17 protein-coding genes are annotated in these 18,286 nt (G+C 64.5%); 14 read left to right on the plus strand and 3 right to left on the minus strand.

The features are described 5' to 3' along the window. The first annotated feature begins 64 nt into the window (after nucleotides 1-64). The 6 genes from shn_RS22610 to shn_RS22635 all read left to right on the plus strand — a co-directional run bounded on the left by shn_RS22610 (nucleotide 65) and on the right by shn_RS22635 (nucleotide 5,196). Nucleotides 65-523: a MarR family winged helix-turn-helix transcriptional regulator gene (locus tag shn_RS22610; protein WP_064332788.1), complete on the plus strand. Its 459-nt coding sequence runs from the start codon at nucleotides 65-67 to the stop codon at nucleotides 521-523. Nucleotides 524-611: 88 nt separating this feature from the next. Next, complete coding sequence (locus shn_RS22615) at nucleotides 612-773, plus strand: WGR domain-containing protein (protein ID WP_145926033.1); 162 nt, start codon at nucleotides 612-614, stop codon at nucleotides 771-773. 314 nt (nucleotides 774-1,087) lie between these two features. Beyond that, complete coding sequence (gene repA, locus shn_RS22620) at nucleotides 1,088-2,299, plus strand: plasmid partitioning protein RepA (protein WP_064333250.1); 1,212 nt, start codon at nucleotides 1,088-1,090, stop codon at nucleotides 2,297-2,299. A gap of 2 nt (nucleotides 2,300-2,301) precedes the next feature. Then, nucleotides 2,302-3,330 carry a plasmid partitioning protein RepB gene (gene repB / locus shn_RS22625; protein WP_064333251.1) on the plus strand — a complete coding sequence of 343 codons (1,029 nt, stop codon included), beginning with the start codon at nucleotides 2,302-2,304 and terminating at the stop codon, nucleotides 3,328-3,330. A gap of 156 nt (nucleotides 3,331-3,486) precedes the next feature. Next, nucleotides 3,487-4,809, plus strand: a complete 1,323-nt coding sequence (repC, locus tag shn_RS22630) for a plasmid replication protein RepC (RefSeq protein ID WP_064332789.1) — start codon at nucleotides 3,487-3,489, stop codon at nucleotides 4,807-4,809. A 93-nt stretch (nucleotides 4,810-4,902) separates the two neighbouring features. Then, complete coding sequence (locus shn_RS22635) at nucleotides 4,903-5,196, plus strand: DUF6074 family protein (protein WP_084438384.1); 294 nt, start codon at nucleotides 4,903-4,905, stop codon at nucleotides 5,194-5,196. Between the two features lie 2 nt (nucleotides 5,197-5,198). On the opposite strand, the gene shn_RS22640 is transcribed toward shn_RS22635, so the two are convergent. Continuing rightward, entirely contained in the window at nucleotides 5,199-5,780 is a 582-nt protein-coding gene (locus tag shn_RS22640; RefSeq protein ID WP_064332790.1) for a hypothetical protein, read from the minus strand. Between the two features lie 148 nt (nucleotides 5,781-5,928). Here shn_RS22640 and shn_RS22645 point away from each other — a divergent pair, with 148 nt between their 5' ends. From shn_RS22645 to shn_RS22680, 8 genes are all read left to right on the plus strand, one after another. Continuing rightward, the gene (locus shn_RS22645; RefSeq protein WP_064332791.1) at nucleotides 5,929-6,429 is read left to right on the plus strand and encodes a heme-degrading domain-containing protein; all 501 of its coding nucleotides are present in this window, start codon (nucleotides 5,929-5,931) and stop codon (nucleotides 6,427-6,429) included. A gap of 91 nt (nucleotides 6,430-6,520) precedes the next feature. Beyond that, nucleotides 6,521-8,344, plus strand: a complete 1,824-nt coding sequence (locus shn_RS22650; protein ID WP_371328614.1) for an ATP-binding protein — start codon at nucleotides 6,521-6,523, stop codon at nucleotides 8,342-8,344. After that, on the plus strand, nucleotides 8,341-9,696 hold the full coding sequence (locus shn_RS22655) for a sigma-54 dependent transcriptional regulator (protein ID WP_064332792.1): 1,356 nt from the start codon (nucleotides 8,341-8,343) through the stop codon (nucleotides 9,694-9,696). Before shn_RS22650 ends, shn_RS22655 begins: the two co-directional genes overlap by 4 nt. Nucleotides 9,697-9,894: 198 nt before the next feature. Next, nucleotides 9,895-10,878, plus strand: a complete 984-nt coding sequence (locus shn_RS22660) for a tripartite tricarboxylate transporter substrate binding protein BugD (protein ID WP_064332793.1) — start codon at nucleotides 9,895-9,897, stop codon at nucleotides 10,876-10,878. 148 nt (nucleotides 10,879-11,026) lie between these two features. Then, nucleotides 11,027-11,488: a tripartite tricarboxylate transporter TctB family protein gene (locus shn_RS22665; protein ID WP_064332794.1), complete on the plus strand. Its 462-nt coding sequence runs from the start codon at nucleotides 11,027-11,029 to the stop codon at nucleotides 11,486-11,488. Nucleotides 11,489-11,497: 9 nt separating this feature from the next. Further along, nucleotides 11,498-13,003 carry a tripartite tricarboxylate transporter permease gene (locus shn_RS22670; RefSeq protein WP_064332795.1) on the plus strand — a complete coding sequence of 502 codons (1,506 nt, stop codon included), beginning with the start codon at nucleotides 11,498-11,500 and terminating at the stop codon, nucleotides 13,001-13,003. A 130-nt stretch (nucleotides 13,004-13,133) separates the two neighbouring features. Further along, nucleotides 13,134-14,018 carry an AraC family transcriptional regulator gene (locus tag shn_RS22675; protein ID WP_064332796.1) on the plus strand — a complete coding sequence of 295 codons (885 nt, stop codon included), beginning with the start codon at nucleotides 13,134-13,136 and terminating at the stop codon, nucleotides 14,016-14,018. Between the two features lie 232 nt (nucleotides 14,019-14,250). Continuing rightward, entirely contained in the window at nucleotides 14,251-16,380 is a 2,130-nt protein-coding gene (locus shn_RS22680) for a TonB-dependent siderophore receptor (RefSeq protein WP_371328615.1), read from the plus strand. Between the two features lie 98 nt (nucleotides 16,381-16,478). Here shn_RS22680 and shn_RS22685 read toward each other — a convergent pair whose 3' ends face one another. Together shn_RS22685 and shn_RS22690 are read right to left on the minus strand one after the other, a co-directional pair. Further along, a complete protein-coding gene (locus tag shn_RS22685) occupies nucleotides 16,479-17,501 on the minus strand; it encodes an LLM class flavin-dependent oxidoreductase (RefSeq protein WP_064332797.1) in 1,023 nt (340 codons plus the stop codon). A 428-nt stretch (nucleotides 17,502-17,929) separates the two neighbouring features. Further along, the gene (locus tag shn_RS22690; RefSeq protein WP_064332798.1) at nucleotides 17,930-18,280 is read right to left on the minus strand and encodes a ribbon-helix-helix domain-containing protein; all 351 of its coding nucleotides are present in this window, start codon (nucleotides 18,278-18,280) and stop codon (nucleotides 17,930-17,932) included. Between the last annotated feature and the right edge of the window lie 6 nt (nucleotides 18,281-18,286).

The following is an 18,286-nucleotide window of genomic DNA, read 5'->3' on the forward strand; positions in this document are numbered from 1 at the left end:
CAAAGCGCTTGTCGTCAGGTGGTTGCAGATGTAACTGTCCATTTTGTAACCATCAAGGCGCGCCATGGACTTCAAGCTCGAGACGTTCCTGCCCTACCGGCTCAACCTGGCGGCCGAGCTGGTCAGCCAGCGTTTTGCCGCGCAATACCGCGCGCGCTACCGCATGACGCGGCCGGAATGGCGGGCGCTCGCCGCGCTCGGTTCCTACGGGCGCATGACGGCGACGGAGATCGGCGCCAATTCCAGCATGCACAAGACGAAGGTGTCGCGCGCCGTGCGGGCGCTGGAGGAAAAGCGCTGGCTGAAGCGCAGCGAGGACCTGGACGACCGCCGGATCGAGCATCTGGAACTGACGCCGGCGGGACGGCGCATCTATGGCGAGATGGTCGTGCTGGCGCGTGATTACGAGCGGGAGCTCGCCGGGCTTCTCGGCACCGGCGGCCTGAAGCAGTTGGAGGCGGGCCTTGCCGCCATCGAGGCGAAGCTGGCGGCACCGGCACGCCGTCGCGCGCCAAAAGACTGATGATCTATCAATCCCGTGAAACGATCGGGCGGGATCGATTCATATCTTTCGTTGGACGGTGATTCGCCGCTTCGGCAGACTCGTGTCCATGTCGACCCTGCCTTCCTTGCCTGCCTATCGTTTTCGCCGCATCGATGCGATGCGCAACATGGCGCGCTTCTATATGCTGTCGCTGGAGCCGACGCTTTTCGGGGAGGTCGCGGTGCTGCGCCACTGGGGGCGCTCGGCACTCGCGGCCGGCAGGCGTTGAGCCTCTATCCCACCCTGGCGGAGGCGGAAACGGTGCTCGCGCGGCAGGTCGCGCTTCGGCGCAGGCGGGGCTATGTCGAGGCCTGAGCGGCCACCTATGGGCAAAAACGCAAATTTCTCGGGTTTTCCCCAGCCGAATCGAGCGAGACCGATAGGCGGCGAATGGTCAATAGGCTAAAGTCCGGTTTATCTGGTGGCAGCCCCGTCCCGCGACGGGCGCGTTAACCCTTTTTGCCTTGCCCTCGAATCAGAATCGCGTCTAAATGCGATTTAAACCTGCAAATGGGTTTGAAATCGCATTTTGAGATTCTCGACATGAATATGGCCGCAACGTTCGGACGGGCAATTTCCGAGGTCGATCAACTGATCATCGGACAGGCGCACGAACTGTCAGACAAACTGAAGCAGCACCGGCTGGAGATGTTCCCTCCCGTCGCGCAGAAGAGCCTGCGCCAGTTCCAGCTGAGCGAGGCCGCCCGGTTCCTGGGCGTCACCAGCGGCTACCTGCGCAATCTCTCGCTGGAATCCAAGGGGCCGCTGCCGCAGGTCACGCCCTCCGGCCGCCGGTCCTATTCGGCCGAGCAGTTGCAGGAGATGCGGGAATATCTGGAGCAGAACGGGCGCGCCGGCCAGCGTTACGTGCCGCGCCGGCGCGGCGGCGAGCACCTTCAGGTCATCGCGGTCGTCAACTTCAAGGGCGGTTCCGGCAAGACGACGACGACAGCGCACCTTGCCCAGCATCTCGCGCTCACCGGACACCGGGTCCTCGCGGTCGATCTCGATCCGCAGGCGAGCCTTTCTGCGGTGCACGGTTTCCAGCCGGAATTCGACGTCAGCGAGAACGAGACGCTCTACGGCGCCATCCGCTACGACGACCAGCGGCGGCCGCTGAAGGAGATCATCCGCAAGACGAACTTCCCGGGCCTCGACATCGTGCCGGGCAATCTCGAGCTGATGGAGTTCGAGCACGATACGCCGCGGGTTCTCGCCCAGGGCGACCGGAGCGACTACGGCCGCATCTTCTTTGCACGTCTCGACGAGGCGCTGTCGTCCGTTGCCGACGACTATGACGTGGTGGTGATCGACTGCCCGCCGCAGCTCGGCTTCCTGACGATGAGCGCGATCTGCGGCGCGACGGCGGTTCTGATCACCGTGCATCCGCAGATGCTGGACGTCATGTCCATGTGCCAGTTCCTGCAGATGCTGGGCGAGGTGCTGAACACGCTGAAGAGCGCGGGCGGCAACATGAACCTCGACTGGCTGCGCTACCTCGTCACCCGCTATGACCCGGCCGACGGGCCGCAGACCCAGATGGTCGCCTTCATGCGCTCGCTGTTCAAGCAGCATGTCCTGACCAATCCGATGGTGCGAAGCGTTGCCATCGCCGATGCGGCGCTGACCAACCAGACGCTCTACGAGGTCGACCGGAGCCAGTTCACGCGTGCCACCTATGACCGAGCGCTCGAATCCCTGGAGGCGGTCAATGCGGAAATCGTCGAACTGATCCACAAGGCATGGGGGCGTTGACCATGGCGCGCAAGAACGTTCTTTCCAACCTGATGTCGCCGGCCTCGGAGAAGTTGACGCCGGTAAACCCCGTCAATGACGAGCCGCGCCAGCATGTGACCTACAAGGGCATCGGCGCGCTCGGCGCCGTTACGCGCAGCATCGATGCGCTGGCCGCCAAGGCGGATGCGGCGAAGGAGATCGAGGCGAAGCTGACGGCCGGCGAGGTCGTCATCGAGCTCGAACCGGACCAGATCGAGGAATCCTTCATCTCCGACCGTCTCGCCCATTCGGACGAGCAGTTCCGCGAGCTGGTCGAGGCCATGCGCGTGCGCGGGCAGGATTCGCCGATCCTCGTGCGCCCGCACCCGACGAAGAGCGGCATCTACCAGATCGCCTTCGGCCACCGCCGCGCCAAGGCAGCCCGCCTGCTCGGGCGGCCCGTCCGCGCCGTCGTCAAGGCGCTGACCGACCGTGACCACGTCATCGCGCAGGGCCAGGAAAACAGTGCGCGCGCCGATCTCTCCTTCCTCGAACGGGCGACCTTTGCCGGCGAACTGGAGGCGCGCGGCTTCGACCGCGAGACGATCATGGCGGCGCTGAGCGCGGACAAGACGACCGTGTCCAAGATGCTCTCGGTGGTGAACCGCATTCCCAAGGCGGTGCGGGCCGGAATCGGCCCGGCGCTCGCCATCGGCCGTGACCGCTGGCATGAGCTGGCCACCCGCTTCGACACGCCCGAAAACGAGGACAAGGCGGTGGAATTCCTGGCACGCGAGCGGGTGAAGACCCGGGCGCCGGAGGACCGCTTCAACCTCGTCAGCAGCCATCTCGCCCGCAAGGAGGCTCCGGAGGCCGTTGCCAGGCCCGCGCCGGCCGAATGGGTGCGCAAAGATGGTCCCGTGCGCGCCAGCATCAAGACCACCGGCCGCCAGTACACGATTGCGTTGAAATCCGCGGATGCCGCGGCGTTCGGCGCCTACATCACCCAGAACCTGGACCGTCTCTACGAGGCGTTCCGGACGGAAAATGCACAGAAATCAGGAGATTGATCCGCAAAAGAAAAAGGCCCCCTCAACGTTACCGTCGCGGAAGCCCTTCTCATCGTTTAGCAGCCTGAGAATCGCACTTCCCCGAATCACAGTCAAGCCTTTTTGGCGCCGGTTCCGGTGATGGGGTCTCTTTTGCCTGTTGAAAGGTGAAGAGACATGGAGACGGACGGCATAACGACGCCCTTCGGGCGGCGGGCGATGACGCTTGGCATGCTCGCAAGCCAGGCGATCGCAAAGACGGTCCCGCCGGATGCGAGCGTGGACAAGTGGAAGCTGTACCGCTGGCTCTGCGAAGCGCGGCCGAAGCTGGGCATCAGTGACCGGGCGCTTTCGGTGCTGAATGCGCTGATGAGCTTCTACCCGAAAACCGAGCTTTCCGGTGGTGACGGCATGGTGGTGTTCCCCTCGAACGCCCAGCTTTCGCTGCGCACGCATGGCATGGCGGAAACCACGCTGCGTCGGCACCTCGCCGCGCTGGTGGAAGGCGGCCTGCTGACGCGGCGCGACAGCCCGAACGGCAAGCGCTATGTGCGGCGCGACCAGCAGGGGTCGATCGACGAGGCCTTCGGCTTCTCGCTCGCGCCCTTGCTTGCCCGGGCGGGGGAGATCGAGAACCTCGCCGCGCAGGTCGTTGCCGAGCGCCTGTTGCTGCAGCGTTTGCGGGAGCGTGTGACCCTCGTTCGTCGCGATATCGCCAAGCTGATCGAGACGGCCCTGGAAGATGGGCTTTCCGGGGACTGGATGCGCTACGAGGCGGAATATCGCCAGCAGATCCGGGTCTTGCCGCGCGTCCCGACACCCGACACCCTGTCGCCGATCCTCGCATGTCTGGAAACGCTGCGCGTGGAAATCCTCAAGTGCCTGGAAGAGCAAGTTATTTTGCAAAAAGCGGCGGGCAATGCCGACCAAACTGAGCGGCACAAACAGAATTCAAAACCCGACTCATCCTCTGACTTTGAACCTCGCTTCGAAACGAAGCAGGGCAGCGATGCCGAGGCAGAAGGGGAGCGGATGGCTGTGCGGCACGATGATGGAGATGAAAAGACGGACGGGCGCTATTCGCAATGGCCCGTCGACCTGCCGACCCCGGCAAAAGGGGTTCACCCACAGCCGGCGAATGTTTCGGATGCGCTCAAACCCTATCCGCTGGGCCTTGTGCTGCAAGCCTGCCCGGAAATCGTCGCTTTTGGTCCCGGCGGCGCGATTTCGAGCTGGCGCGATCTGATGACGGCGGCCGTGGTGGTGCGCTCGATGCTGGCGGTCAGCGCATCGGCCTATGAGAATGCCTGCGCGATCCTCGGGCCGGAGAATGCAGCGACGGTCATCGCCTGCATTCTCGAGCGGGCCGGGCACATCAACTCGGCGGGCGGTTATCTGCGCGATCTCACCCGGCGGGCGGAACGCGGCGAATTTTCCCTCGGGCCGATGCTGATGGCGCTCGTCCGGGCAAATGAGAAACCGGCGCGGCAGGCAGGGTGACGATGCCATGGCGGCACAGGAAATTCACTTTGGAAACCGGGCATTAACCATGGCTTCCCTAATCATGGGGGGAAGACAAGGAAGCCCGAATCAATGCCACCATATGCCGCGATCCAGCCGCGCCGCCGTTCTGTTGCCAATGAGAATGGACCGGTCGTCCCGTTTCCCGCCGAACGTCGGACGGCCCATGTTCGCCGCTGCGCGGGTGAACTGGACGGCCTGCACGGTGAGGATGCCCGGTTATATTGGTTGAAGGTGTGCCGTGAACTGGCAGCCGAACTGCAGAAGCTCGGATCGAGCGAAAACCAGGCGCGGGCCGCCGTCTTCGCCTTTCAGGACGAAGTGCAGCAGGAACTCATGCGGCTGCACCAGGCCGACGAGGCCTGATTTCAGATAAGGCCGGAGGCGCTTCCGGCGAGGCCGAGCGAGAAGACGCCGAGGCAGACCGCCGCAACGCGATAGACCAGTTGCGGCGACAGGACCGGCGCGCGGCCGATGAGACTGCCAAGAACGAGGAAGCTCGTGCCGGCGCCGGCGACCAGGAGGCTGAACAGCCCGATGGCCGGTGCGATCTGCGCGAGCGGACCATGCGGCATGATGACGAGCCCGATGATCGGCGCCTTCGGGTTGAGAAGGGTCGTCAGGAAGACCTGACCGACCGTCACCGCCGAAGCGCTGCCCAGGTTCTTCTGAATGGCCGAAACCCGCCAAAGCCGGATGGCGAGGAACAGCACCCACAAGGCGGCCGCAAGGCGAAGAGCGCTGGCAAGTGCCGGGCGTCCTTCCAGCAGAGAGGCGGCGATCGTCGCCAGCGGCACGACGACCGCGAGATAGCCCGCAAGTTCGCCGATGAGAAGCGGAAGGCTCGACCGGAATCCGCGCGCGGCGGCGCCGACCGTCAGCAGGGTGTTGGTCGGTCCGGGCGTGAGCAGCAGCGCAAGGATGGCGACGATGAAAAGGCTGTCCGGCATGAGTGTTCCACGGGTCGGAAGGATCTGAACGGTTCCACCCTAGGGTCTTCCTGCACCGCGGCCTTGATCTCCGTCAAGAGCGACGGCATCTTCCTTCGCAGGCGAACTCCCGGTAAGGATCGCTGCGAAACACGCGAGGGAGAAAACGATGACGGAGACGATCGCGGACGACATTCGCCGGCTGGAGGAGCAGGAGCGTCTTCTCCGGTTCAGCCGGTTCAGCCCGGACGATGCCTGGGCGCTCGGCAACCGGGTGCGCGAAACGGCATTGGCCCGCGGCGCCGGTGTTGCGATCGACATTTCCCTGCGCGACCGGCCCCTGTTTCATTGCGCCCTCCCCGGCACCTCGACCGACAATGTCGAGTGGATCCGCCGCAAGCGCAACACCGTGCTGCGGCTCTGGCACTCCTCCTATCTCGTCGGGCGGCGCCTTGCCCTGATCGGCCGCGACCAGGAGGAGGCGCACAATCTTCCGCATGCCGACTTCGCGGTGCATGGCGGCAGTTTCCCGCTCTTCGTCGCCGACCTCGGCTGTGTCGGGGCGGTCACCGTTTCGGGCGTGCCGCAGCGTATCGATCATGCCATCGTCAGCGACGCGATCGCCGGCTTCCTGAACATCGACCTTGGCGACAGCAGGCTGCCGGACTAGCGTCCCCTCCCCTCTAGGAAAGATGGACCCGGCTCAGTAGGATGGGCCGCGGCCATCCGGCCGCAAGGAAGCGGAGAGGAGCCGTCGTTCCGTGAAATTGCGTCATGCCCTGGCCTTCGTGATCCTGCCGATCGTCGTGGTGCTCACCATCCTGCAAGGCGGCGCGCTGCTGACCCGCAGCTACATGGACGAAGCCTCCTTGCAGGCCGGCACGACGCTTCGCCTTGCGGTGGCTGCGCTTGGCGGGCATCTCAGCCGCTACGAGCCCCTGCCCGCGCTGATCGCCGATCACGACGATATAGAAGCCCTGCTCCAGGCGCCGTCGGATGCGGAGCTGCGCCGGACCGCCAATCAATATCTCAAGGAAATCAACGGCCTGCTGGAATCGTCAGATATCTATGTCATGACGCCGGACGGCAACACGATCGCGGCCAGCAACTATGAGACGCCGGGCACCTTCGTCGGCCAGAATTTCGACTATCGTCCCTATTTCCAGGATGCGATTGCGGGCCGGCAGGCGCGGTTCTACGCGCTCGGCACGACGTCGCTGAAGCGGGGCTATTATTTCTCCTCACCGGTCGAGGTCGGCGGCGCGATCCTCGGCGTCATCGTCTTCAAGGTGGACATCGACACCATCGAGGCCTCGTGGCGCGGCGGCGAATACGAGATCTTCGTCGCCGACCCTGAAGGCATCATCTTCATGACGGGAAACGAGGCCTGGCTCTACAACGGCATCCTGCCGCTCGACGCCCCTCGCCTCGCCCGCACCCAGGCTTCGCGGCGTTATGCCGAAGCGGAATTGAAGCCCCTTCCTGTCACGGAGAGTGTTTACTACGGTCAACAGTTGATGCGGATCGCCGGTGAGGGCACGACGCGGGAATATCTCCGGCTCTCGCACTACATGCCCGAGGCGGACTGGACCGTGAACGTGCTGCTCGACACGGCCTCGGTGCGCACGCAGGCCCGCACCGCCCTTATCGCCATCCTGCTGTTCATCTGCCTTGCCGGCCTGGGTCTTGCCGTGCTCTGGCAGCGCCGCGCCCGGGTCGTGGAGCGGTTGCGGCTGCAGGAAGAGGCCCGCAACGAGCTGGAACGCCGCGTCGAGGAGCGCACCGCCGACCTTGCCCGTGTCAACGAGCAGATCGAACTTGAAATCGCCGAGCGGCGGCTGACCGAGCAGGAACTGCGCAAGACGCAGGCGGATCTCATCCAGGCCGGCAAGCTCGCCGGTCTCGGCCAGATGTCGGCCGCCCTCTCCCATGAGTTCAACCAGCCGCTCGCCGCGGCGAAAACCTATGCGGACAGCGCGGCCCTGCTGATCGATCGCGGCCGCGTGCCCGAAGCGCAGGACAATGTCCGCCGCATTTCCGCCCTTGTCGATCGCATGGCGTCGATAAGCCGTCACTTACGCAATTTCGCCCGCAAGCCGAACGAGAAGCTCGGCGCGGTTCCCCTGCCCGATGTCATCGCCGACACGATGGAGATCGTCACGCCGCGGCTGAAGGCGGCGGATGCGAAGCTGGTGATCGAACTGGGTGAGCAGGCCCTCGTCGTGAAGGCCGGCCCGGTCCGCCTGCAGCAGGTGCTTGTCAACATCATCAGCAACGCGGCCGATGCCGTCGAGGGGCTGGATGACCGGCGGGTCCGGCTTTCCGCGCGTCGCGAGGGCGATCTCGTCGTCATCGAGGTGCGTGATCACGGGCCGGGCGTGCCGGCCGCGATTGCCGACCGCATCTTCGATCCCTTCTTCACGACCAAGGGCGTCGGCAAGGGGCTGGGCCTCGGTCTTTCTATTTCCTATAATATTATCAAGGACTTCGGCGGAAATCTCTCCGTCATGAACCATCCCGGTGGTGGTGCCGTCTTCCGGATCGTGCTCGATGTGGCGGCCCGTGCGCAGGAGGCGGCGGAATGAGCGGGCCGCGCATCCTGCTGATCGACGATGAAGAGGAGATGCGGCGTTCCTCGGCGCAAGCGCTGGAGCTGTTCGACCTGACGGTGGATACCTTCGCCAGTGCGGAGCCGGTGCTGGAGCTCATAGGCTACGCCTTTGATGGCGTGGTGGTCAGCGATATCCGCATGCCGGGCATGGACGGCATGACGCTGCTGCAGCGCATCCGCGAGGTGGACCCGGAAGTGCCGGTCATTCTGGTGACCGGGCATGCGGATGTGCAGCTTGCGGTCAGCGCCATGCGGGCCGGCGTCTACGATTTCCTTGAAAAGCCGTTCACGGCCCAGCATCTCGCCGGCATCATCCGCCGCGCGATGGACCGTCGCAGCCTGGTGCTGGAGAACCGCCGCCTGCGCGCGGTTGCCGGCAAGCGGGATGATATCGAGGCCCGGCTGCCGGGGCGCACGCAGGTCATGGTGGACCTGCGCTACAGGCTGCGGGCGATCGGTGCGACGGATGCCGATACGCTTATCATCGGCGAGACCGGGGTGGGCAAGGAGGTGGTGGCGCGCGCGCTGCACGATATCAGCGCCCGGGCGAACCGTCCCTTCATCGCCATCAACTGCGCTGCCCTGCCGGAGAACCTGATCGAGAGCGAGCTTTTCGGCCATGAGGCGGGGGCGTTTCCCGGCGCCCTGCGGCCGCGCTTCGGCAAGTTCGAGCACGGGCGCGGCGGCACGATCCTGCTCGACGAGATCGGCTCCATGCCCTTCGACCTGCAGGCGAAGTTCCTGCGCGTGCTACAGGAACGCGTCATCACCCGTCTCGGCTCCAACGAGCCCGTTGCGCTCGATGTGCGCTTCATCGCGACCAGCAAGGTGGACCTTGCGGTGGAGGTGGCGGCCGGGCGCTTCCGGGCGGATCTGCTCTACCGGCTCAATGTCGCGACGCTGCATGTGCCCGCGCTGGCACAGCGCCGGGCGGATATCCCCCTCCTTTTCCTCCAGCTCGTGCGCGAGGCCGCGGCGCGGTATGGCCGCAGCGACATGGACGTGCCGCCGGAGTTGACGGCAGACATTGCCGGCCGGAGCTGGCCGGGCAATGTACGGGAGCTGCGCAACTTCGCCGACCGGCTGGTGCTGGGGCTCGACACCGCGCCGGATGAAGCCGGGCCGGAAACAGGTCCGCAACGCCTCGCCGACAAGGTCGCCGCCTATGAGCGGGGGCTGATCGCCTCGGCGCTGGCCGCCCACGGCGGCAGTCTGAAGCCCGTCTACGAGCAGCTCGGCGTCTCCCGCAAGACGCTATACGAGAAGATGCAGAAGTACGGGCTGGATAAAAATCTGGGTTCCGGCCTGCTTCAAGACGATTTTTAAGGAGCAGATGGGTGGATTTCCACCCATCGCCATGCCGCTTTGTTCCCGTCTCCACCCATCTCGCCGAGTTTACCGCCGTAAACTCACCCGCAAAGTCCCCTCGCCGCTTGCCGACTCGTCTCCGCGAGCGCCCTTTGGGGCATCCAGGACCGGCGCGGGAGGAGCCACGCCGGCCGGGCATTTCATCGGGAGGATTTGATGAAGACCTTGAAAGCCCTGTTTGGCGTTTCGGCGGCTCTTGCCGTATCGCTACTCGCAACCTCTGCGCTCGGCCAGACCTATCCGGAGCGCACCATCACCATGGTCGTGCCCTTCGCCGCCGGCGGCCCGACCGATACGGTGACCCGTCTTGTTGCCGAATCCATGTCGAAGGACCTCGGTCAGCAGATCGTCGTCGAGAATGTCGGCGGCGCCGGCGGTACGCTGGGCGCCGGCCGCGTCGCGAGTGCCGACCCGGACGGCTATACGCTGCTGCTCCACCATATCGGCATGGCGACCAGCGCGACGCTCTACCGCAAGCTCGCCTATGACACGCTCGACGGCTTCGAATATGTCGGCCTCGTCACCGACGTGCCGATGACCATCGTCGCCCGCAAGGACCTCGAGCCGACCGATCTCAAGGGCCTGATCGACTACATGAAGGCGAACAAGGACACGGTGACCGTCGCCAATGCCGGCATCGGCGCGGCCTCGCATCTGTGCGGCATGCTCTTGATGAGCGCCATGGAGACGCAGTTCGTCACCGTTCCCTACAAGGGCACCGGCCCGGCGATGACCGACCTGCTCGGCGGCCAGGTCGACGTCATGTGCGACCAGACGACCAACACGACGAAGCAGATCCAGGGCGGCACGATCAAGGCCTATGCGGTGACGTCCCCTGCCCGTCTCGACAACCTGCCGGACGTTCCGACGGCGGAAGAAGCCGGTCTCGCCGGCTTCCAGGTCGGCATCTGGCACGGCATCTATGCGCCGAAGGGCACGCCGGCAGAGGTGACGGAGCGGCTTTCCAGGTCGCTGCAGGTCGCCCTGAAGGATCCCAACGTCGTCGCCCGCTTTGCCGAACTCGGCACGGCGCCGTCAGCGGAAGAAGAGGCGACGCCGGCCGCCCTCAAGGCGAAGCTCGAAGGCGAGATCGCGCGCTGGAAGCCCGTCATCGAGGCCGCCGGCCAGTACGCTGACTGAGGTCAACCCGCAAACGCTGCGCGGCGTTTCCGCCGATAACGGCGGAAACAGCCCGCCGGCGCACGGACCGGCTCATGGCGGCATTGGCTGCCGCCATGAGTCCTGACCGCCCGCGCGGCCCGTCCCGGCCGCTGGAAGAGGGGAACCCATGAAACAACTACAGTTCGACAGCACCAATGCGATCTGCGGCCTGACCTTTATCGCGCTCGGCGGCTTCTTCATCTATCAATGCCTTAACCTGGATCTCGGCACGGCCTTCCGCATGGGGCCGGGCTATTTCCCGCTGATCCTCGCCGCGATCCTGACGCTGCTCGGCGTCGTCGTGCTCGTTCAGGCGACGCGGGTGCGGGGCGAGCCCATGGGGCCGCTGGCGCTGCGCGGCATGCTGTTCATCCTGCCGGCGCCGGTCTTCTTCGGGCTTACGGTGCGTGGGCTCGGCTTCGTGCCGTCGCTGTTCTTCGCCGCGCTCATCGCCGCCTTCGCATCCTCGCGCATGAAGCCGCTCTTGGCGGTGGTGCTGGCCGGGGCGATCACGCTTTTTTCCGTCCTGGTGTTCAGCTATGCCCTCGGGCTGCCGTTCGAACGCTTCGGTCCCTGGACCCGGCTTTAGGAGGCGGACATGGATCTTGTCAGCAATCTCGCGCTCGGCTTCTCCACGGCGCTCTCGCCGGAGAACCTTGCCTTTTGCCTCATCGGCGTGCTGCTTGGAACGCTGATCGGCGTGCTGCCCGGCATCGGCGCGACGGCGACCATCGCCATGCTCCTGCCGATCACCTTCAAGCTGGAGCCGGTCTCCTCGCTGATCATGCTCGCCGGCATCTATTACGGCGCGCAATATGGCGGCTCGACCACGGCGATCCTGATCAACATGCCGGGCGAATCCTCCTCCGCCGTGACCGCCATCGACGGCTACCAGATGGCGCGCAAGGGCAGGGCGGGGGCGGCGCTTTCCATCGCCGCGCTCGGCTCCTTCTTCGCCGGCACGGTCTCCACCTTCCTCGTCGCGATCTTCGCCATTCCCCTGACGGCCATCGCGCTCAAGTTCGGCGCGGCCGAGTATTTCTCGCTGATGGTCGTCGGTCTCGTCTCGTCCATCGCGCTCGCCCATGGCTCGATCGTCAAGGCGCTGGCCATGGTGGCGCTGGGCCTCCTGCTCGGCCTCGTCGGCACGGACATCTATACCGGCACGCCGCGCTTCACCCTCGGCATCCGCGAATATGCCGACGGGCTCAACTTCGTCGCGGTCGCCGTCGGGGTCTTCGGCATCGCCGAGATCCTGCGCAACCTTGAAGGCGAGAAGACGCGCAGCCTGCTCATGGCCAAGGTCTCCGGCCTCTGGCCGACCAGGGACGATTTCCGGCGCATGGCAGGCCCGGTGCTGCGCGGCACGGCCATCGGCTCGGCGCTCGGCATCCTGCCGGGGGGAGGGGCGATCCTCGCCGCCTTCGCCTCCTACACGGTGGAAAAGCGTGTCTCGGACAATCCGGGGGAGTTCGGCCAGGGGGCGATCGCCGGTGTCGCGGGGCCGGAATCGGCCAACAATGCGGGCGCGCAGACCTCGTTCATCCCGCTGTTGACGCTCGGCATCCCGGCCAATCCGGTCATGGCGCTGATGGTCGGGGCGATGATCATCCAGGGCATCGTACCCGGGCCGAATGTCGCGACCGAACAGCCGACGCTGTTCTGGGGCATCATCGCCTCGATGTGGATCGGCAACCTGATGCTCGTCGTGCTGAACCTGCCGCTGATCGGCCTCTGGGTGAAGCTGCTGACGGTGCCCTATTACGTGCTCTTCCCGATCATCATGGCCTTCTGCTCGATCGGCGTCTACAGCGTGAACTCGAATGTCTACGACCTCTATGCGGTCGCGCTGTTCGGCCTCGGCGGCTACCTGCTGGTGAAGCTGCGTTGCGAGCCGGCGCCGCTGCTGCTCGGTTTCGTGCTCGGGCCGCTGCTGGAGGAGAACCTGCGCCGCGCCATGATCCTGTCGCGTGGCGATCCGTCCACCTTCGTCACGCGCCCGATCAGCGCGTTCCTGCTGGCACTGGCGCTGGCGGTCCTCATCATCGTCTTCCTGCCTTCGGTCAAGAGGAAGCGTGAAGAGGTTTTCCAAGAAGAAGACTGAAAACAGGAAAACCTGCGGGGGAGGGGAGGAGCGGGGATGAGCCGCTCCTCCCTTATTTTAGTGATATTGCATTGCGGCGGAAATCGGGGTAAAACTTGACAAAAAATAGAAGGAATAGTCGCAGGGCAAGATGACGTTCCAGCCGCGCATGCAGAACAGGATCGAGGGCTTCTCCGTCGTCGGCGGTCTCAACCGCCGGCATTGGAACGGCATTATCGCCGATGTCTGGGACGTGGAATGCGCGGCCCGTGCCGGCGGTTATTATGTCGGGCGGGACCCGCGGCTCTTCATCCTGCTCGACAAGCGGGGGCCGGGCGATTCCCGCATCCGCCTGGCACCGGGCGGGGCGGAGTCCGTCGAGGACTGGCGGCATTGCCCGATCGCCTATATCCCCGCGAATTTCGAACTCTGGGCGGACCTGGCCGATCACCAGTTCCTGCGCCATCTCGATCTGCATTTCGACGTGGAGACGGTCAGCCGACGGCTGGCGGAGGACCTCGACCCGGAGCGGCTCGCCACCCCGCAGCTGTTCTTCTCCGATAACCGCCTGCTCTCGTTGGCGCAGCTCATTGCCGCCGAGTGCACCAATCCGCAGCCGCTGCACGACCTCTACGGCGACGGCCTGGCGCTGGCGCTGATCATCGACGTCATGAAGCTCGGAAAGGCGCCGGGTCGCAAGCGCGGCAAGCTGGCCGCCTGGCAGTTGCGCCGCGCGACCGATTTCATTGAAGAAAACTGCTTGCGCAACATCCGGCTCGAAGAGCTCGCCAACCTCATCGGCCTGTCGCAATCCCATTTCAGCCACGCTTTCAAGGCCTCGACCGGCGTCGCGCCCCATCAATGGCAGGTGAATGCCCGGCTGCGCCGGGCCAAGCAATTGCTTTTGAAGGGCGATCAGCCCTTGACGGAGATCGCCGTCGAGACCGGATTTGCCGACCAGGCGCATTTCACCCGCGTCTTTCGCAAGAATTTCGGCACGACGCCGGCCCATTGGCAGAAGGCGCAGCTCGCCTGACGCCGGCGAACGGGCGATTGTTCATCGCACGGAAAATTGCCCAAGAACGTACAATTTTCGCGGAATGCGACAAGCCCGATCGTTAAAACTGAGTTAAGCACTCACCTTATTGTTGGAAGGCCGCTCAGGCAGGCGAGCGGGACGAGTGGGGTATGCGCAGATGATGATGAAGTCGAAGAACCGGCGGCCGTCGAGGTTGGCGCTTGCGTGCGGTACGGCGGCAATCGGACTGTTGGCACCGTTTTCCACGTTCGCACAGGACGCGGAAGGCGCGACACGGCTGGAAGAGGTCCGGGTCGAGCAGGGCGATCCCAATGCGGCCGCCAACACCGGCGTCGAACCCGTGCGCGGCATCGTCGCAAAATCGACGCGCACCGGCAGCAAGGCCGCGACGGACCTCAACGAGATCCCGCAATCGGTCTCCGTCGTCGGGCGCGAACAGATGGACGATCAGAGCCCCCAGAAGATCGATGAAGCGCTGCGCTACGTCGCCGGGGTGAATGCCTCGACATACGGAACCGATTCCGACACCGACTGGCTCTTCATTCGCGGTTTCCAGGCCGAGCAGACCGGCGTCTTCCTCGACGGGCTTTCGCTTTTCCAGACCGGTTTCGGGACGTTCCTCGTTGATCCGTTCTTCCTGGAGCGCATCGAAGTCATCAAGGGGCCGAGCTCCGCGCTCTACGGCGGCGCCAATCCGGGCGGCTTCGTCAATTTCGTCAGCAAGCGCCCCACCGATGAGCCGCTGCGTTATGTCGAGACGGGCATCAACAGCTTCGGCAACGGGTATCTGGGCCTGGATTTCGGCGACAAGCTCGGCAGCGATGACGTCCTTAACTACCGTCTGACAGGGAAGATCTCCGGTGGCGGATGGGAGACGGACAAGTCTGAGGATTTTCGCGGCACGATCGCGCCCAGCCTGACATGGAAGCCGGATGAGGGCACGAGCCTTACCATCCTCAGCTCCTACCAGCATATCGACCTGACGCACACCAGCACGGGTTTCCTGCCGTATCTCGGCACGGTCGTCGATGCGCCCGGCGTGGGACGGATCCCGGCCGACCTGTTCTACGGCGATAAGAGCCTTGACGAATACGATCGCCAGCAAGCCATGATCGGCTACGAGTTCGAACATACGTTCGACAACAACTGGACGGTTCGCCAGAACCTGCGCTACGCGAGCGTCTCGCTTAAGGAAGACGCGCTCTATGCCAACGGATGGTCACTGGCCGATCCCACGAAGCTGGCCCGCTATCGCTTCGCGCATGACACGGATGTCGATATCTTCACGGTCGACAACCAGCTCGAAGGGGAATTTGCGACAGGGGCGCTGGATCACAATCTTCTTCTTGGACTGGATTATCGATACTACTCGATCGACCAGGCCCAGGCCGTCGGCTTCGGCAACCTGGATCTCGATCCGCTTAACCCGGTTTACGGTGTCGATATTCCGGCGCTCGGAAATCCGTACCTGGACCAGAACCTGCGCCGCGACCAGCTCGGCATTTATGCACAGGACCAGATCAAGTTCGGCGGCGGATGGATTGCCACGCTCAACGGCCGTTACGATTTCGTGAAGACCGAGCTCGACGACAATATCAACGCTGCCAACTCCACCGAGAGCGACGAAGGCGAATTCACCTGGCGTGCGGCACTCGCCTATGAATTCGCAAACGGCTTGACGCCCTATGTCAGCTACTCGACCTCGTTCAATCCGACGACCTCGACGGACAATGACGGCAACCTGTTGAAGTCGGAAACGGCAAAGCAGTGGGAAGTCGGCGTCAAGTACCAGCCCGACTTCATGGATGCCCTCATCACGGCCGCCTATTTCGATATAACGCGCGAGAACGTGCCCAGCACGATCACGGTCAACGGCATTCCCCAGACGGCCGCTATCGGCGAGGTGGAGGCCCGCGGCTTCGAAACTTCGATCCAGGCAAACGTCACGGAGGGGCTGAAGCTCATCGGCGCGCTGACCTATCTCGACATGGAGGTCACCAAGGCGACCGGCGGCGCGTTCGACGGCACGCCTGCCGGCAACACGCCGATCCAGGTTCCGGAGCTGACGGCTTCGCTCTGGGCGGACTATTCGTTCCAGAACGATATGCTTCAGGGCGTGAGCGTTGCAGCGGGCGTACGCCACATCGGCAAGTCCTGGGCGGACCGCGAGAACACGCTCCGCGTTCCTTCCGCCACGCTGGTCGATGCGGCCATCCGCTACGAGAAGGACAACTGGGGTGTCGCGCTGAACGTCTCCAACCTGTTCGACAAGGAGTATGTTGCGACCTGCCAGGGCGCGAACTCCTGCGGCTACGGCGCGGGGCGCACGTTCATGCTGAAGGCAAGCACGTCCTTTTGATCCTGCCTGAGGAATATAGACAAAAAGCGCGCCGGGGCGTCCCTGGCGCGCTTTTCTCGTTTTTGCGCGACGCGTGGCGTTGGCAGTAGAAAACGCGCCTAGCGCCAGCCCAGGGCCGGTGCGATGTGCTTCAGGATCGCCTCGATGACATGGGCGTTGTATTCGACGCCCAACTGGTTCGGCACGGTCAGGAGCAGCGTATCGGCCTCCCGGATCGCCTCGTCGGCGGCAAGCTGCTCGATGAGCTTGTCCGGCTCGTCGGCATAGGAACGGCCGAAGATCGCCCGCGTCTTGTCGTCGATGAAGCCGATCGAATCCGCTTCCTTGCCGCCGCGGCCGAAATAGGCCCGGTCGCGGTCGTCGACGAGCGCGAAGATGCTGCGGCTGACCGAAACACGCGGCGTGCGGCTGTGGCCGGCCTCCTTCCAGGCCTCGCGATAGGCGCGGATCTGCGCGGCCTGCTGGATGTGGAAAGGCTCGCCCGTCTCGTCGTCCTTCAGCGTCGAGCTCTGCAGGTTCATGCCGAGCTTCGCGGCCCAGACGGCCGTGGCGTTGGAGCTCGCGCCCCACCAGATGCGCTCGCGCAGGCCCTCCGAATGGGGTTCGAGGCGCAGCAGGCCGGGCGGGTTGGGGAACATCGGGCGCGGGTTGGGCTGCGCGAAGCCTTCGCCCTTCAGCACGCCCAGGAACACCTCGGCATGCCGGCGGCCCATATCGGCGTCGCTCTGGCCTTCCTGCGGCTGGTAGCCGAAATAGCGCCAACCGTCGATGACCTGCTCGGGCGAGCCACGGCTGATGCCGAGCTGCAGGCGCCCGCCGGAGATGAGATCGGCGGCGCCTGCATCCTCGGCCATATAGAGCGGGTTCTCGTAGCGCATGTCGATGACGGCCGTGCCGATCTCGATCGACTTCGTCCTCGCGCCGGTGGCGGCGAGGAGCGGGAAGGGGGAGGCGAGCTGCCGGGCGAAATGATGCACCCGGAAATAGGCGCCGTCGGCGCCGAGCTCTTCGGCCGCGACGGCAAGGTCGATCGACTGGAGCAGCGTATCGCCGGCCGAGCGGGTCTCGGATTGCGGGGAGGGGGTCCAATGCCCGAAGGAAAGGAAACCGATTTTCTTCATGGATCTTTGCCTCGACGCCGGAGCGTCCGTTGGGATGGGTGTCGCCAGCGAAGATGGGGTATCGGACAGGGCTTGGAAAGGTGCGGAACGAGAACGCAGCGTTCACCGTTTGGCATGTTTGCACGCTGGCGAAAGGCTATAGCTTGCTCAGCCACGTCACATGCGTCAACGGTCCCGGATGTAAGGAAAAATGGCCTCATCAAAGGCTCGAAAGAAACTCTCTGCGTCCTGTGCGGTTTTGTCGTTTCAATGGGGGAAAACTGCACATCCCTGCAGCCGGCTACAGTGGGACGCCCCTTTTGGTTGCCCTTTGTCATAGAACTCGGAGGCATAGGCCGCGGTCAATCTCCATGCGGCTGCGTGGCGCTACGCATGGCGGCCCGGGCGATTTGATGCACATCTGCGGCAGGCGGATGCGATCGGGCGGCTCAGTGATACTTTTCCCGCTCGCGCACGAGGATCGCCGGTGCGTTCAGCCCGGCGATCGGTTGGTTGACGTCCGCCGGAATGTCGCCGGTCAACTGGAGATCGAGATAGCGCGCGCAGCAGACCCGCAGGAAGGACGTGAAGTTGCCGAGGTCGTGGCCTGCGTCGATCGATTCATGGTGCAGCTTGGTGATCAACTGGGTGACGTTCATGCGATCGCGGCGCGCGATCTCCTCGAGTTTCGACCAGAAGAAATTCTCCAGCCGCACGCTCGTGACCATGCCGTCGATCCGCAGCGAACGCGTGGTGCTCTCCCAGAGCCGCGCATCCGCCTTGATGAACAGTTCGCACATCCCGGC

This window comes from Shinella sp. HZN7, from assembly GCF_001652565.1.
Taxonomy (GTDB): domain Bacteria; phylum Pseudomonadota; class Alphaproteobacteria; order Rhizobiales; family Rhizobiaceae; genus Shinella; species Shinella granuli.

Bases quoted from the DNA above. Each gene is read 5' to 3' on its own strand.
- shn_RS22615 (WP_145926033.1), top strand. From the start codon at position 612: ATGTCGACCCTGCCTTCCTTGCCTGCCTATCGTTTTCGCCGCATCGAT.
- shn_RS22665 (WP_064332794.1), top strand. From the start codon at position 11,027: ATGAAACAACTACAGTTCGACAGCACCAATGCGATCTGCGGCCTGACC.
- shn_RS22610 (WP_064332788.1), top strand. From the start codon at position 65: ATGGACTTCAAGCTCGAGACGTTCCTGCCCTACCGGCTCAACCTGGCG.
- shn_RS22645 (WP_064332791.1), top strand. From the start codon at position 5,929: ATGACGGAGACGATCGCGGACGACATTCGCCGGCTGGAGGAGCAGGAG.
- shn_RS22685 (WP_064332797.1), bottom strand. From the start codon at position 17,501: ATGAAGAAAATCGGTTTCCTTTCCTTCGGGCATTGGACCCCCTCCCCG.
- shn_RS22635 (WP_084438384.1), top strand. From the start codon at position 4,903: ATGCCACCATATGCCGCGATCCAGCCGCGCCGCCGTTCTGTTGCCAAT.
- shn_RS22660 (WP_064332793.1), top strand. From the start codon at position 9,895: ATGAAGACCTTGAAAGCCCTGTTTGGCGTTTCGGCGGCTCTTGCCGTA.
- shn_RS22640 (WP_064332790.1), bottom strand. From the start codon at position 5,780: ATGCCGGACAGCCTTTTCATCGTCGCCATCCTTGCGCTGCTGCTCACG.
- repC (WP_064332789.1), top strand. From the start codon at position 3,487: ATGGAGACGGACGGCATAACGACGCCCTTCGGGCGGCGGGCGATGACG.
- repB (WP_064333251.1), top strand. From the start codon at position 2,302: ATGGCGCGCAAGAACGTTCTTTCCAACCTGATGTCGCCGGCCTCGGAG.
- shn_RS22670 (WP_064332795.1), top strand. From the start codon at position 11,498: ATGGATCTTGTCAGCAATCTCGCGCTCGGCTTCTCCACGGCGCTCTCG.
- repA (WP_064333250.1), top strand. From the start codon at position 1,088: ATGAATATGGCCGCAACGTTCGGACGGGCAATTTCCGAGGTCGATCAA.
- shn_RS22675 (WP_064332796.1), top strand. From the start codon at position 13,134: ATGACGTTCCAGCCGCGCATGCAGAACAGGATCGAGGGCTTCTCCGTC.
- shn_RS22690 (WP_064332798.1), bottom strand. From the start codon at position 18,280: ATGTGCGAACTGTTCATCAAGGCGGATGCGCGGCTCTGGGAGAGCACC.
- shn_RS22655 (WP_064332792.1), top strand. From the start codon at position 8,341: ATGAGCGGGCCGCGCATCCTGCTGATCGACGATGAAGAGGAGATGCGG.